The 14064-nt window shown below is 57.8% G+C and carries 11 protein-coding genes; 6 read left to right on the top strand and 5 right to left on the bottom strand.

Features of this window, described 5'->3' with window-relative positions; all coding sequences use genetic code 11:
- Nucleotides 1-201: 201 nt before the first annotated feature.
- The gene (locus HHL09_RS20090) at nt 202-1470 is read right to left on the bottom strand and encodes a hypothetical protein (RefSeq protein WP_169456416.1); all 1269 of its coding nucleotides are present in this window, start codon (nt 1468-1470) and stop codon (nt 202-204) included.
- A gap of 71 nt (nt 1471-1541) precedes the next feature.
- Nucleotides 1542-2081, bottom strand: a complete 540-nt coding sequence (locus tag HHL09_RS20085; protein WP_169456415.1) for a hypothetical protein — start codon at nt 2079-2081, stop codon at nt 1542-1544.
- Between the two features lie 887 nt (nt 2082-2968).
- Here HHL09_RS20085 and HHL09_RS20080 point away from each other — a divergent pair.
- Nucleotides 2969-5206, top strand: a complete 2238-nt coding sequence (locus HHL09_RS20080) for a phage tail protein (protein ID WP_169456414.1) — start codon at nt 2969-2971, stop codon at nt 5204-5206.
- 495 nt (nt 5207-5701) lie between these two features.
- Here HHL09_RS20080 and HHL09_RS20075 read toward each other — a convergent pair whose 3' ends face one another.
- Nucleotides 5702-6208 (bottom strand): hypothetical protein, encoded by a 507-nt coding sequence (locus HHL09_RS20075; protein ID WP_169456413.1) that lies wholly within the window; start codon nt 6206-6208, stop codon nt 5702-5704.
- Nucleotides 6209-6997: 789 nt separating this feature from the next.
- On the opposite strand from HHL09_RS20075, the gene HHL09_RS20070 reads away from it, so the two are divergent.
- From HHL09_RS20070 to HHL09_RS20060, 3 genes are all read left to right on the top strand, one after another.
- The gene (locus HHL09_RS20070; RefSeq protein ID WP_169456412.1) at nt 6998-7471 is read left to right on the top strand and encodes a hypothetical protein; all 474 of its coding nucleotides are present in this window, start codon (nt 6998-7000) and stop codon (nt 7469-7471) included.
- Between the two features lie 29 nt (nt 7472-7500).
- Nucleotides 7501-7896, top strand: a complete 396-nt coding sequence (locus HHL09_RS20065) for an ankyrin repeat domain-containing protein (protein ID WP_169456411.1) — start codon at nt 7501-7503, stop codon at nt 7894-7896.
- Between the two features lie 320 nt (nt 7897-8216).
- The gene (locus tag HHL09_RS20060) at nt 8217-8747 is read left to right on the top strand and encodes a hypothetical protein (RefSeq protein WP_169456410.1); all 531 of its coding nucleotides are present in this window, start codon (nt 8217-8219) and stop codon (nt 8745-8747) included.
- Between the two features lie 453 nt (nt 8748-9200).
- On the opposite strand, the gene HHL09_RS20055 is transcribed toward HHL09_RS20060, so the two are convergent.
- Both HHL09_RS20055 and HHL09_RS20050 read right to left on the bottom strand, forming a co-directional pair.
- Complete coding sequence (locus HHL09_RS20055) at nt 9201-10355, bottom strand: hypothetical protein (protein ID WP_169456409.1); 1155 nt, start codon at nt 10353-10355, stop codon at nt 9201-9203.
- A 12-nt stretch (nt 10356-10367) separates the two neighbouring features.
- Complete coding sequence (locus tag HHL09_RS20050) at nt 10368-11795, bottom strand: tetratricopeptide repeat protein (RefSeq protein ID WP_169456408.1); 1428 nt, start codon at nt 11793-11795, stop codon at nt 10368-10370.
- 367 nt (nt 11796-12162) lie between these two features.
- On the opposite strand from HHL09_RS20050, the gene HHL09_RS20045 reads away from it, so the two are divergent.
- Together HHL09_RS20045 and HHL09_RS20040 are read left to right on the top strand one after the other, a co-directional pair.
- Nucleotides 12163-12795, top strand: coding sequence for a PEP-CTERM sorting domain-containing protein (locus HHL09_RS20045; RefSeq protein ID WP_169456407.1), 633 nt, complete (start codon nt 12163-12165; stop codon nt 12793-12795).
- Nucleotides 12796-12833: 38 nt separating this feature from the next.
- Nucleotides 12834-13952 (top strand): SdiA-regulated domain-containing protein, encoded by a 1119-nt coding sequence (locus HHL09_RS20040; RefSeq protein WP_169456406.1) that lies wholly within the window; start codon nt 12834-12836, stop codon nt 13950-13952.
- Nucleotides 13953-14064: the final 112 nt, after the last annotated feature.

Raw genomic sequence — 14064 nt, 5'->3', positions numbered from 1 at the left:
AAGTCCTCGAGGTCGTTTCGGATAGCATATTGAATGAGCTCCTCGTCAGAACAGACGATGCAGCCCTCTACCAGTGCGACGGAGATATCGCCCACGAGTGGTTCGGGGAGTGGTGGTCGGCGCTAATCCAGCCCCCGGCGAGATGACCTACAAGCCCCGCTTGCATTGGCTGGCGGGGACACTCTTTCCCGGCCGGGTGGCTTACAGCCCCCCCATTCGATCGCGACGCACTCGGCGAACTAGCTCCACCGCTTGATATTGTTCCTCCTGATCTGGCACCGGGGAAAGGCCATCGAGGAGAACATCAGGTTCCGACGCTAGAAGCTCGACCATCCCTGAAAAAGTTCCCTGTTGATTTCCCGGATCGAAGTCTATCCTCTGCTGAAGGGGTGCCGAAAAGCATTGGGCATAGCGGTTGCGCAAAGCACGACCAGCATCGCTGCCGTTGCTCAAGCAAGGATCGAAAACGAACACCCGGTTCAGGCTTTTGTTCGGACCTAGAGCAGCTTTCAGGAAATACTGCATATAGGTGTCGGTTACAGGTAGGCTGTATCCGCAAACCGAAAGGTTGCGACACTCGCGCAGAGACCTAAGCGCTTCCTTCCAGATTGGGGCGGCAAATGCCGAACCTGTCTTGTTAAATATTGGTGGAATTATTTTGGGATCGGACAAAGCGGCCAACGGATGCCACCCCGAGTCGGCTTTGCCATTGGGAAAGTTCAGCGACCCATGGAGCTTGAGAATTGGAATCCTCAAAAAGCCTTCAGGACGATTATCTCGATCATATGTGAACTGCTCGAGAACAATCCCGGCTACCTGCCTTGGAAACTCACTCGCATACCCATTGTCGATAAACGCCGCCTGCTTGAACCGAAAGGCCACAGGCTCACAATGATCGTTGCAATAGTCGATGTAAAACCCTTGGACTCCGAGCTTCCTCACAATTTCCGAGTGCTGATGCCCGACGACTACTTGGAACAAAGCCCTTTCAAGCACTAGATCATAATTGAAGGAAAGAATCGTTGGAATCTCTACCAACCGCGAATGGCAGAGGGAAAGAAGCGCCAGCCAGAAACGCCGATAGTCGTAGGGACCCGACTCCTGAATGACGTTGAGCTTCCCACTATGGGTGACACCACAAGTAAGCTCCACTACCCGTCCGATTGCTCGAGTGAAATCGTCAAGATCACGCTTTCGACGCCTATCTCCTGAGATCGACTCGAAGGAAAGGACCGAGAGGACCTCTTCGATGTTAAATTGGTCCACCGCAACCCTGGCGTGGTAGCCCTCCAGTTTCTCTCGGATCCCGACTGCCTTTGACAACAAGCCCGAGTCCTCCTCCGACAAATCCCTCTTCCCCGCACGTTTGGTATTGGCCATCCGGACCATAACATCCATGAAGTTGCCTAGCAGAGGAATGCCAGCATCGTAGCTGGCGCCAGCCCCAAGAATAATTGCGTTTTCGCTCATGCGGAAGAGAATGACATGAGAACATAACCATTAGGGCAGAAGGCTGGTCAAGCAGCTCCTGACAACCGTTCTCATGCCTTCACTGCATACCAATTCCCATCGACGCTCACGGATCCTTTGTAGTCGATCGCCCGCAAGATGATAGCGTTGAATGCCTGAAGGACTGCGTGATACTTAGCCAAAGTTTCTCGTCCGGAGGATCTATCGATCTTCATCAACTCTCCGTGCGCTAGACTATTTCTCACATCCTTCCACTTCTGGAAAACTGGGCCAAATTCAGTTGCCCAAGAGAATCCTAAACGTGTGGAAGCTTCGTAGAAGCGCGCTTCAGCTACACCCGGGCGTCCGACCTGTCCAGATGGCAAGGGCAACTTATCGATCGCACTCTTGCTCAAGCCCAATTTGTGACGGAGCACCAATCCAATTGCCCCCTCAAGTAATGCGCAGAGCTGAAGTAACGCACCCAGCGTCACGGAGCTTTCGCGGGTTGCTTCTCGATATTGCCAGAGCAACAACTTGATGCCATTTCCAAGCTGAGTTCCTGATAGCAAAACTGGCACAGCTGCAGAGAGCAATCTAGGACCGACGTCTCCCGCCGGATCTCTTGTCATCAGCCGAGGCTTCGCCAAGGGACCACTCCATCTGCTTCGAGCTTCGTGCCGAGACTTTCCATCTCTGCGATGTAGGAAGAAGTGTTCAAATGGGCTCCCTCCGTTCATCCAATTGAATGCTTCTAAGAGAGCCCGAAAAAACGCCATATCGGCCCTCGCTGACTTCGATCTCTTCCCTTTCACCAAGCTGACCAACAGCTCGATGTGTTCCCCATGCTGCCTAAAGGAATAGAGGTAGCTGCCGATCGTTCCTGCAAGCGCCGCACTCTGAAAGCTTTCCGACGAACTGCTATCGTCAGACCAACTTTCGGTAGTTTGACGATCGGCGTTCGTTGAGCGGAGCAGCGTGGAATGAAGGACACCGCGCATGGAAATGCTCTTGCTCGATCGACCAGGGACCCGCGAGGGCTCGAAGACAAGTCGAGCGATCCGATACTCACAGTAGAGGGTACCGTCCGAATTCCATACCTCCCTCCCCGGAATTATGTCTCTCAACTTCACAGCAAGGTGACCGTCCAATTTTGCATGAGCCCAGGCAATTCGAACTGCGTCTCGAGGCCCGAAGCCACTTTGAATAGGTTTCCTGGACTTTTCCGGAACTCGGAATTGCAGCAGAAATTCTCCCTCCCGTGACAGCAACAGGCCTGTTTGCCGAACAGGCAAATACTCGCTAGACCTGCGAAAGATCGCTGCCGTAACGCATAATTCGCCCACTAGGCAAGAGTCCTCCAGATGGCGGAAATCTTTGATAGAGGTGGCGAAGTTTCTCATGGTAATTTGGGTATCGCAAATGGGATTCCACTGCAAGCTCGTCAATATCTCCACACGAGTATGAAGAAACCAGCTAACGACTCGCAATCGCTGATAAGACCTGCGACAGTTGAAGCATGGGAATTGAAGCAGGAATAGGGACGGCAATCGCTACAACCGCGGGGCTAACCACGGCGACAGGAGGACTAACTGCCGCAGGCACCGCACTTGCTATCGCGGTCAATCTCGCAATCTCCGCGGGCCTATCCGCCGGCGCTGCCGCTCTCTCAGCCCCGGACCAAGGGCCCCGCAAGCCCTCGCGCACCGGAAACATCAAGCAGCCGCTCAGCCCACACGAAGTGGTGTACGGAAGCGTCCGGAAAGGCGGCGTGATCTTCTTCGTCAGCGGATCCCACTTCGCGAATACCCGCCTCCACATGTGCATCGCCCTGGCTGCCCACGAATGCGAGAGCATCGAAGCGGTCTACATCAACGGTCAGCTCAACGAGCTGGTTGCCGTGGTGCCATCGGATGGAGTGCCGCCCTACGGCGAGTATCACCCGGAGCTCGGCGACGAATACATCATGTATGTCCCGGACACCGGGCACGCGCGCAGCCGGTTCTCGGCCTTCAACTGGCGGCTCGGCACGGCCACGCAGGAGGCGATTCCCGGGATGGTGATGGATTGCGAGGAGTGGACCGTGGACCACCGCGCCCTCGGGATCTGCTATTTCTACTCCCGGCTGGTCTACGATGTGACCGACGACTCGAAGATCTGGCCGAGCTTCATCCCCGCGATGACGGTGAGGATGAAAGGCCGGAAGGACATCTACGACCCGCGCGACGAAAGCACCGGATGGACCGACAACCCGGCGCTGATCGCCGCGAACGTGCTGGAGACCCTGCTCAATGTCCCGCGCGAACGGATCGACACCGACGCCCTGATCGAGGCGGCGAACATCTGCGACGAAACGGTGCCGTTGAAGGGAGGCGGCACGGAGAAGCGTTACCGGTGCTGCGGGTATTTCTCGCTCGAAGGAGAGCCCGGGGACTGGCTTGAACCGATCATCCGGGCAATGGCCGGAACCTGCATCGAGCACCACGGCGACTACTACATCCATGCCGGCACTTGGCGTGAGCCGGAAGTCACGATCACCGATGCCAACATCATGGGGGCAATCCGGGTCCGCACGGCAACGAGCGATCGCGAGCGCGCGAACGTGGCCCGCGGGATCTTCGCCAGTGCCGAGAGCCACGACCAGCCGACCGAGTTTCCGCGCATCATCCATGCGGATGGCGTGACTGAAGACGGGCTGGAACTGGAGATGGACATCAACCTTGAGTTTGTTCCATCCAGCACCCAAGCACAGCGGGTTGCCAAGATCTTGCTCCTGACGGCGCGTGAAGGTCGCACGGTAGAAGTGGGGCTCGACCTGCTGACCGGGCTCGACGTGAAGCCATGGGACACCGTTACGCTCGACCTCCAGACGATGGGACTCTCCGGGCTCTTCCGCGTGATCGAGCACAAGACTACAATCGAAGGAGGCGACAACCCGGCGGTGATGCCGACCCTGACGCTCCGGGAGGTCTCGGAAAGCTTCTACGCGTGGGATGAGGCGACCGAAGAGCAGGAGCTCGCGCTTGCAAGCCCGGTCATCCCGGGATCCGACCTCGAACCGGACAACCTCGAATACTCCGTCGCGGTCAATTCGAGCAACGCGGCATTCTTCCCCGGCACGGTAACAGCCACGTGGGAAGATCCGGCATTGATCGACTTCGACGCGATCGAGGTGCAGGTCATCATGCATTTCCAGTGGCGTCCGAACTCGCTCACCGCGTGGTCCGACGAGGTGATCGAAGCCAACGGGGAAGTGGCGCCGGGTGTCGGCACGCTGGCCCTTCAGGTGATCGACGAGGACTTCGCCGGGAGCAGCTTCGAATTCCAAGGCCATGTCATCGAGCGCGTGCGCGTGCGGACCCGTGTCACCTCGACGAGCTGGTCGGACTGGACCGAGATCGAAGGAGACCTGCGCGCGCCGCTCGGGGTCAGCAAGACCTTCACGCCTTACTCCAGCAAGACTGGGCACAAGATCGGGGCGGTGAAAATGGTGTGGAATCCGCCGGCTGATATCACGCCCGCTGCCTACGAGGTCGAGGCGAAGGTCGAATACGAATGGAAGCAGGGAGCGAATCCCTACGTTGCCGCGACGTACGTTGAAAACCGCGCCCGGGTGAAGGGGAAGAAGATCAACCTCGTGCTGTGGGACAAGGGCAAGCCGGGAGGCTCCACGCAGTTCCAGAATCACACGCTTGTCTATGCGCGGGTCCGATCTCTGAACGGCGACGGCACGGTATCGGAATGGACGAACCTTTGATGGTCAATGAGCATGGGAAAATCAGCAAATGAAGCGATGACGGCGCGAGTTGAACACTTCGCCCAAGAGGTGGAAGGGTTCATTCAACTAGGTATGTACGCGGACGCGTGGAAAGCCATAGAAGAGGCGCCCGCAATCTTTCGGGGCGCGTCGAGGTTCATTCGCCTCCGGGTGATGTGCTGCGCACCCCTTCGCGCTTGGGACCTTGGCGAGAAACTTGCCTCCGCGATTGCAAAGGACGGCCCCGAAGATCGAATGGTCGCCTCAGGGTTTTTCAAGGAACTAGCTATTCACAGAGCCAAGGCCGACGACTTGGACGGGGCCCGGGCAGCACTTCAACGGTGTTTAGAGGTTTCACCTGAGCGACGATCGGACATTCTCGCTGATCAGAGGATTCCGGATATCCTTCGAGACGAGATATGAGATCTCTCCGTCCGTAGTTCGCCGTAAGCGATCCATGCATCACCCGTTGACAAGCATCGGCCTCAACCACCCTCAATGCACGTAGCGGCTGATTATCACCTCGTCGTCATCCCAAGCATTGATCAGGAAAAAGCCGAGCTTGTCGGCCTCGCTCTCGGTGGTTCTCAGACCGAATGCCCCATCAACAAAGGGGGTGTCGTTGGTCGTGATCTCACCCTTCTTCCCGAGGTTGTAGCGACGCAGGACTATCTCCCCGTCATCGGACATCAAGGTCAGATAGAAGCGGGTCGCCGTCACCATCTGAGGCCCATTGCTGTAGTAGGTTTCGTATTCGGGGAGCTCAAAATCCGCTCTCTTTTGGCCTTTCGAGGAATACCACACGGCCCGATATTTAGCGGTATAGGGCGGCGTGGTTTTGGCAGGTTCGCGGATGATCGCCACTGCGCCGCCCGTGCCGTCAGCAGCAAGATAATCGATGTTTTCCACATTGGTGACACGCGCTTCCCACGACAAGCGCTGGGCCCAAGCGGAGGTGAGGGAGGATATGGCGACGATGGAGGAGATGAGCAGGAATTTCATCGGTCGGAACTGGCTAGAGGAAATCAAAACCGGGTCAAGTTCAGACGTTTGATTACGGGACGGATACGTGATCGCGTGATGCTCTATTTAAGTGGCAGTGTTAGGAGGGGTTATGCGTCTCCTCTCCCTCCTCGCATTACCGCAATCACTTGCTGTGCCCCAAGCCTCACCCGAGTGACTGAAAAGATCTCGTCGTGTTGCGATAGGGACAACGCAACATGTAATCCCAAGGGGGAGTGCCACGCGTGCAAAAACTGCAAATACTGCAAGCATTGCAATGCTGGCGGGACGTGCAGCGTTTGCAGGTGAGCGCCGTTCGTGATGTCGGACTTTCCTTTTCCCGCGGTCCGCTCATCCTGCCCCCGTGAAACCCCGCCCGCTGCATCGCTCCATCACGTTTTGGTCTGGGGTCCTCGTGATCATCTTTATAATCTTCGCTTGGTGCCATTCGCTCTCGCACAGGGCTGGATTCGTATTCTCAACGAGTGAGAGATTGGTTTCGACCTACCAGCACCATGGCAGGGTCGCCTTTGATATCCATAAGCCTTTGTTACAGGTCAAAAGTGGAAGTCTGTACGGCTTCGTGCAACCAGCAAAGAAGTGGAAGGGGTCGTTTCCAAAGCCATTATTAGAGATAAGCGAAAGCCCTTTTGCTGAAGGTAACCGGTCCATCGTGATCTTCATCCCCCACTGGCTCATCCTCCTCACCTTCGCCCTGCCATGGTCCTTCTTTCTAATCTGTCGGGCTCGGAGGCATCGCCGGGCTGTGCATCTCACCAACCCTGAAGCATGAGACGGAAGCCTCTCTATCGCTCCCTCACTTTCTGGGCCGGCATCCTGATGATGGCGTTCATCTGCTGGGCGTGGTGGGATTCATTCACTCATGCGACCGACGCCTCTTCCGGCACTTACCTCCTGAGAAACGAACTGGCGGCCATCCATCTGCATCACAACAGCGAGCTTGCTCCGGCACTCGTGGGATCGAGCTTTTCAAGCTCCCGGAAAGCCTGTCCTCCGGACCCCAATCTGGAGCTCTCTCTTTTCCCGGCCCTCGCATTTGCCCGTGGCTCCCTTCAGCCAGGCACGGATTACGATCCTTGGATAATAACCGCGCCTGACGAGACCATGACCGGGTGGATGCATATCCGCCCCCCTGAAGATTGGTTGCTCGTCCTTCCCCACTGGCTCATTTTGCTAGCCGTGGCCCTGCCGTGGTTCCTCCTGCTCCTCTGGCGGGCGAGGGCGGCCTTGCCGGGACGGTGATCCTGCGATTTGATTCTCTCCTATCGACCATGGCACACGCGGACGGATGGATCAGGGCTTATGAATTGCTGGAGGCGGGGAGGGATCTTCCCGCGGACCTCCGCGAGCGGGTGATGTCGAACCGCAGTGGCATCGGGGAGACGATGCTGCATTGGTATGCGATCGAGGGCGATGCTGATGTCGTGGAGAAGATCATCGGGCTGGGCTTCGACGTGAATACGGTGAACAGCTTCCACAGGACCCCGCTCTTCGAATGCGCGACGATCGATCGCTGGGAGATCGTGGCGCTGCTTCTGGCCCACGGTGCGCGCACGGATGTGAAGGACCGGAATGGCCAGGATGTCTTCGAGGCGCTGGAAGACCAGGACAAGCACGACAAGGCGGAGAGACTGAGGAAGCTGGTGGCGGAGTCGCGCTCGCTCTGAGACGATGGAGGGGTGAGTGAGGGTAAGGCCAGGCGGATGAATAGGGCGCTAGATCCACCCGTTGCGCCGTAGCAGCCCTAGGATTTCGTCCTCAGCCCTCCGCCTCAATCCCGAATCGCGGCCGCCAAGTTCCTCCACGCCGTGTCGCTGAAGTGGCTGGCTGAAGGGGACCGCTACGCCGCGGGGGAGGCGATCAAGGAAGCGATCAAGACGTGGCCAGACCACCGGCTAGCGGTGCTGGATGATCCTAAGCTGGCCCGAGAAAGAACTACTCTGATCCTCCCTTGTGCCGTGCGACCGGCCCTGACATATCCAAGCCGATGAAAGCAGTTGCAATCGCGTTGGTCGGGCTCGTGTCTGTCGTGAGCGGAGAAATCTTTAACCTCGCACTGCCAAAGAATGGACCTCCGAACTATCCCGCGAATGCTCCCACCAAGCATGCCGCTCCTCCAATTGACATCCCTTCCGGGACTACCCTTCAAGTCCTTGGCGTCTCTGGTCACCCTTTGGCAGGTGCCGCGATCCAAGTCTCCGGCCTTGTCGTCGAATCCGATCTCACTTCAGCCGCGCAGAAGCCTGCGGGCTTTAGCACGGCAAGCACGGTAGCTGGCCCAGCTACGGTGACGTTCTTCAGGCTCACTAGTGACAGTTCTATTGTCTCTTACTCCATCACTTCCCCCGACGAATCCTCCAAGAGCAACACGGCAATCATTCCTGACGACGACTCCGGAGATCATGACGTGATCCTTGAAGCCAGCTCCGATTTGCAGACGTGGGTGCCAATCCAACCGGGTAGCTACGCGGCGACGACCACACGCCGTTTCTTTAGGGTCAGAGTTCAAAAGCAATGATTGAGAGGAAGGCAGGCCGGCGCGGGGCTTTTGTTAGTCCTTTAACTCCTTCACGCTTTCCACGCTCAAAAGGAAGGAGGACGGCAATAGCAAGAGCTCGCATCCCGGCCACCTATCACATCGCGGTGGGCGTGCAAGCAGGGGACGCCTTGTCCCTTTCGAATCTAGGCTAACAGGATGCATCCCCGCGTGTATCCCATCGCCCCGAAAAGGGATGCATTTTGGGGCTTCAGACCTGCGGAACCATGCCGCAACACCTTCATAACCCGCTCATCTTGCCAGCACTTAGGACAAAATGAAAATGCACCCTGTCGGATTATGAGTCCCCTGCTCTAACCGCTGAGCTACAGGCCCGTTTGATTCCAGCGCGGTGCGCAGAATGCTTGCCGAGCGGGCCGAGGATTCAAGCCGCAATCCTGTGATTCGTCACAACTTCCGGAAAGATCACGGAAATCAATCGTCGCGATCGTAGTCATTCTCCCCGCCGCCGCGATCCTCCAGCATTTTGCGCCTGCCGTCCAAGCTACTTTGCATTCTGGCGACCCCGGGCCATTCCTGCCGTTCCCTGGCCCATTCCTCGGCCATATCGAGTTGTTCGAGCCCCATGCCATTGATCGTGGCGGAGAGAAGCGATCCCTCGGAGATATCCCCTTTTGTTCCTTCCATTCCTGCAGCCCAATCCAAGGCTGCCAAGGGGTCGGTCTTTCCTCTTGCCTCCGAGATCCTGACCAGCGAGGGCCCGCTCAAATAGGGCTCGTCCAAGTGGGCCTCCAGTTTCAAAAAAGCTTCCTGGCTTCCGGACTTGGCCGCTCCTTCTGCGAGCGCTTCCAGCATTCCCTGGAGATAAGGAGATTCCCCCTCTTGCGAGTTCGCTTGCAGAGTACCGAATAACTCCGAGGCATCATCAAGACTCGCCGACTCCTCCAATCGCCGGACCACCGCCTGCCCCGCCGGAGCCTGTTGGCTTGGGTGAAGAGTAGAGACCATTCTCAGTGCCCCAATCGGATCATCCTTGGCCGAGGCCGCGATGTAGGCGACTGCCATCCGGTCCCGGAATTTGCCAACCGGTAACGAGGCCAGCCAATCACCCGCAGCCGCAGGGTCCGCTTGGATCCAGCCTTCGTATTGTCCGGTCACCGCACCGATCATTTCAAAGTCCACCGCGGTTCCCACCCGATCTCTCAGAAGCTCGGCACCCTTGAGTTGGCCCGCCCGGAAATTCACCAGGGCATCTAGCTCGGGATGAAAAATCCCCGATCGCTTTAGCTCGTTGAGAGCTTCGGCGATCTCCTCAAACCCGGCCGCATCGCAGTCCGAAAGCAGTTCGAGGAAACGCGTCATCCTCGCGAGGGGATTGTCCGCCCGCAGAGCCATCAAGCTCTTCGTTTTGACGCTCGCTCGCCCGCTCGGATCACCATCCCGGCTTCTCTCCCGCGATGACTCCCCGGATCGAGAAGAGCGGACACTGCGGCTGCGAGGCTGCTGGCTGCGTATTTCTTCCTCGCTGGAAGAAGACGGCAAAGGCTTCCCTTCACCACTCCCAATCACATTCCACAAGATCGCCACCATGACGACCGCAGCCCAGACGATACGTTCGGTGTGTTTCATCGCGAGAGGAGATTATTTGGCCGGGGATGGCGAACCCGCTGCAGGCTTGCCAGCTTCAGCGGCCGCGCCAACCGCTCCACCGGGAGCCCCCCTGAGCTTCTTCAATGATTCGGAGGACTCTTCTTTCTCTGCCGGTGTCAGCATCGAAGAGAGTTTGGCCAGCAGAGGCTTCGAGCTTTGATCGCCGCGCTCCACCGCAAGCGAGGCATACGCGTATGCCTGCACCGGATCGACACGGGTTCCCAAGCCCTCCGTCGCCATAAATGCGATCCTGCCCGGGGCTGCGGCATGGCCCTTGTTGCAAGCCATCGTGTACAAGACGCCCGCGTTGGCATAGTTGATAGGACATCCGAGCCCCTGCTCGTGAAGCGTGGCCAGCTTGTACTGCATTTCGGCATCGCCCGAATTCATGGCCTCGGTCAGCCAAGCGACAGCCGAATGAGGATCCGGCCGACCTAGCTTCCCATTGAGATAAAGCATCGCTATCCCATACTGAGCCCGGCGGACACCCGCGTCCGCTGCGGATAAAAGATAGGCAGCCGCACCTTGCGGATCGGAGGAAGAGAGCAGCCCTCCCAAGTCCCCCGCCGCCTCCGGGTCTCCGGCAGCGGCAGCTTTCTCCAGCCATTCCAGCCCTTCTCCGCGCTTGTTCTCGGCCAGAAGCTGCTCCGCCAGCTTGCGCATGCAAGCCGTGTCTCCCATGGCCGCACCTTTGCCGTAAGATTCCAAGGCGAGGACTTCATTGCCCTTTCCCCGCTCCAAATCCGCGAGCACCAACCAGGCGGACGAGATACCCTTGGCCATGGCACGATCAAGTAGATCACGCGCCTCGGCTTCATGGGTCGAGAGCAAGAGACGGGCCATCGGGATCAGCGCGTCGTCCTCGCCCGCCTCCAGCGCCTTCCGATAATAGTCCAAAGCTCCGGCACGATCCTCGTTCGGCGAAGCTGCGAAGCCCCCCTCACGCCACCGGGCAAGTAGCAGCAGCGATGGACCATCTCCGGCCGCGGCGGCCTTTTCCCACCACTCCCCTGCTTTCACAAAGTCCGGCTTGTCCTGCATCAGGCCCCTTGCTTCCGCCTCTCCGGCGATCCTCATGGCAAGCGCACTTCCTTCCTTCGCCGCCGCCTCGAGCTTCGATTTCGCATCGCTCGACTCATCCTCCAGATCGGAACCAATGATTGTCAGCCAACGGCGCATCTCTCCTTCCGGATGACCGGCTGCCGCGGCCCGGCGGTAGCAAAAATCCATCGCCTGTCGCCGGGACAGCTTCGCGGGAGCGACTTCTTCCTTGGCAAGGCCGAGCAGGAACAGGGCCTCTGCATTTCCCTGATCCGCAAGCGGGGTGGCGAGTTCGACCGTCCGGGAGAGCCAGCCGTTGCGATAAGCCTCCGTGGCTGCATACGCGGGATTATCCTGCGGGGTCTTGAGCAGAGCCATGGGCAGTTCGCCCCCAAACATACCACTGGCTCCTGCGAGCCATCCAATAAGAAGACAGGTCCTCAGCTTCATGGATCCATGCTTAGGAAATCGTCATCACGAATGGAGAGATGAATCAGGAAACAAAAATGCCCCAAGATATATAAAAACACAACTCATCAACTTTAATCGGGACACGCAACCATCCATTAAACCCAAGTGAAATAGTGCCATTCAGATATTTCAAAAATAGCCACGATATAGTCACCTGATTAAACTACCCGGCACTTGGCACCCAACCTGTGATCTGGCGCTCTTTTTCGAGAATCCCCCCTGGGCGGCGAAAAATCAATTAACCTACTCCATCATCAAGAGATCACATTTCACCATGAAATCATACTTACCCTTCCTTTTCTCGGCATCCTTGGTTCTTGCTGCGAGCACCGCGTCAGCCGCAACTCTCGCCGAATGGCGCTATGACTCCGCCGTCGCCGAGCCATTCGAAGCCTACAATTTCGAGGACGGTGCTGAAGTCTCAGGTTTCCAAGGCCACGGCAGCGCGAACCTCAGCGTGCAATTCCGCTATCGGGGGTGGTCGACCACGATCGATACCAACAACTACTGTGGATTCACGATCCAAGCCGAGGCCGGCAAGCAATTGACCATTACCAGCCTGGATTTCTCATCGGCGGTTTCCGCGGGAAGCGTGACCGGCTTCCAGTGGGGCTACCGCATCGACGGGGGCGCTTGGACCATGGGAGAACTATATGAGTCCGGCGAAGAGGGCTTCGGCTTCATCGGGGCGGAACATGCCAAAGTTTGGGATATTCCCGATTTCACGACCACGGGCGCCGTAGAGTTCGGCCTTTTTGCCCAAGCGCTAAATACCACGAGCTCCGTCATCGTGAGCCAGCCGGGCGCCTTGGTGCTCAACGGATCGATCACCCCTGTCCCCGAGCCGTCCGCCGCGCTGCTCTCCACAGCGGGCCTTCTCGCTGCCCTCCGCCGCCGTCGCCGCTGAATAATGACACAATCCTCTCCTTTATCCCCATCATCAGAATGAAGCGGTTATTCCTGCTCACGCTCTCTGCCTTTGCCGCCCCCGAGAACAGCCCGGGAGCTGCCCCTTTGAATAGCTACACACATCTGGCAGCGGATCTTCCGATGAACGAAGTCTCGGAGGCATCCACCCTTTGCTACAACCGCGACACGGATACTGTATTCACGATCGGGGATGAAGGAGAGGCTATCAGCGAGTACGGTACCGACGGGTCCTTCAAAAGCAAAATGTCGCTCCTGACCCGCAGGACGGACGGCTCGAAGGCACTCGTCGACTCCGAGGGTCTGGCTTATCTCGGCAACTCCCGCTTCATGATCGCGGACGAACGCCCGATGACCGGCCTGATCGCGACCTACATCGGCGGCACCACCGCCGCCGCAGGCGATTTCCCTTCGGTATCTATTGATCCGCTCTTTGCAGGGAACTCAAACAACGGACTGGAAGGGATCTGCTATGATCCTGTGACGGACACAGTGTGGGGGGTAAAAGAACACACTCCATTCGCCATCTACCAGATTAGCGGCTTCGATAGCCCGACCCCTGTCGTCACCAAGCCCTTCGCAGCACAAAAGTTCAACAAACTGGGCTACCTGCACGATATCTCGGATATTTTCATCATGGCGAACAGCCAGCATTTCGCTGCCGAAGATCCCCGCCGGATGAATCTCCTGATCCTTAGCCAAGAAGACAACCTGATCCTCGAAATGACCCGCGCGGGCGAAGTGGTAGACACTCTCAATATCGCCTTCGTGGGAAGACACACCATTGAAGGGATCACCATGGATGACCAGGGCACAATTTACCTCGCCTCGGAGCAGGGGCCCCCACCGAATGTCTTTTCCGGCTTGCATGTGCTCACCCCGCCTCCCCTCGCCGTACCATTCTCGGTAACCTCCTGCGCGATCGCAGGGCCGGAGGAATCGGTGACCGCATCGGTGACTTGGAATGCTACAGCCGGAAGACAGTACGTCATCGAGTTTTCGGAAACGCTCGCCGATACCGATTGGCAAGCTGTCAGCTCTGTGGCCACCGCTACGGGCACGACTCACACAATGGAAACGCAACCGCTTCCGAGAAACGGGAAAGGCTTTTTCCGAGTCAAGGAAGTCACCCCTTGATGGGTTCCACATCACCCATAGGAGCCGTCTTGGAAACGAGACGGCTCCTTTTTTGCGTGGTTTCCCCGCCGGAGCTTATGCCCCAGCCGACCGAAAGGCGGCATCTCCTCAC

Source organism: Luteolibacter luteus (genome assembly GCF_012913485.1).
GTDB classification, from domain to species: Bacteria; Verrucomicrobiota; Verrucomicrobiia; order Verrucomicrobiales; family Akkermansiaceae; genus Haloferula; species Haloferula lutea.
Note: the sequence above shows the minus strand (reverse complement) of the source record. Positions and strands in the feature narration are given on the sequence as shown.

Excerpts from the sequence above, each read along its gene's own strand:
- HHL09_RS20090 (WP_169456416.1), bottom strand. The coding sequence starts at position 1,470 with ATGAGCGAAAACGCAATTATTCTTGGGGCTGGCGCCAGCTACGATGCT.
- HHL09_RS20085 (WP_169456415.1), bottom strand. The coding sequence starts at position 2,081 with ATGACAAGAGATCCGGCGGGAGACGTCGGTCCTAGATTGCTCTCTGCA.
- HHL09_RS20080 (WP_169456414.1), top strand. The coding sequence starts at position 2,969 with ATGGGAATTGAAGCAGGAATAGGGACGGCAATCGCTACAACCGCGGGG.
- HHL09_RS20075 (WP_169456413.1), bottom strand. The coding sequence starts at position 6,208 with ATGAAATTCCTGCTCATCTCCTCCATCGTCGCCATATCCTCCCTCACC.
- HHL09_RS20070 (WP_169456412.1), top strand. The coding sequence starts at position 6,998 with ATGAGACGGAAGCCTCTCTATCGCTCCCTCACTTTCTGGGCCGGCATC.
- HHL09_RS20065 (WP_169456411.1), top strand. The coding sequence starts at position 7,501 with ATGGCACACGCGGACGGATGGATCAGGGCTTATGAATTGCTGGAGGCG.
- HHL09_RS20060 (WP_169456410.1), top strand. The coding sequence starts at position 8,217 with ATGAAAGCAGTTGCAATCGCGTTGGTCGGGCTCGTGTCTGTCGTGAGC.
- HHL09_RS20055 (WP_169456409.1), bottom strand. The coding sequence starts at position 10,355 with ATGAAACACACCGAACGTATCGTCTGGGCTGCGGTCGTCATGGTGGCG.
- HHL09_RS20050 (WP_169456408.1), bottom strand. The coding sequence starts at position 11,795 with ATGGCTCTGCTCAAGACCCCGCAGGATAATCCCGCGTATGCAGCCACG.
- HHL09_RS20045 (WP_169456407.1), top strand. The coding sequence starts at position 12,163 with ATGAAATCATACTTACCCTTCCTTTTCTCGGCATCCTTGGTTCTTGCT.
- HHL09_RS20040 (WP_169456406.1), top strand. The coding sequence starts at position 12,834 with ATGAAGCGGTTATTCCTGCTCACGCTCTCTGCCTTTGCCGCCCCCGAG.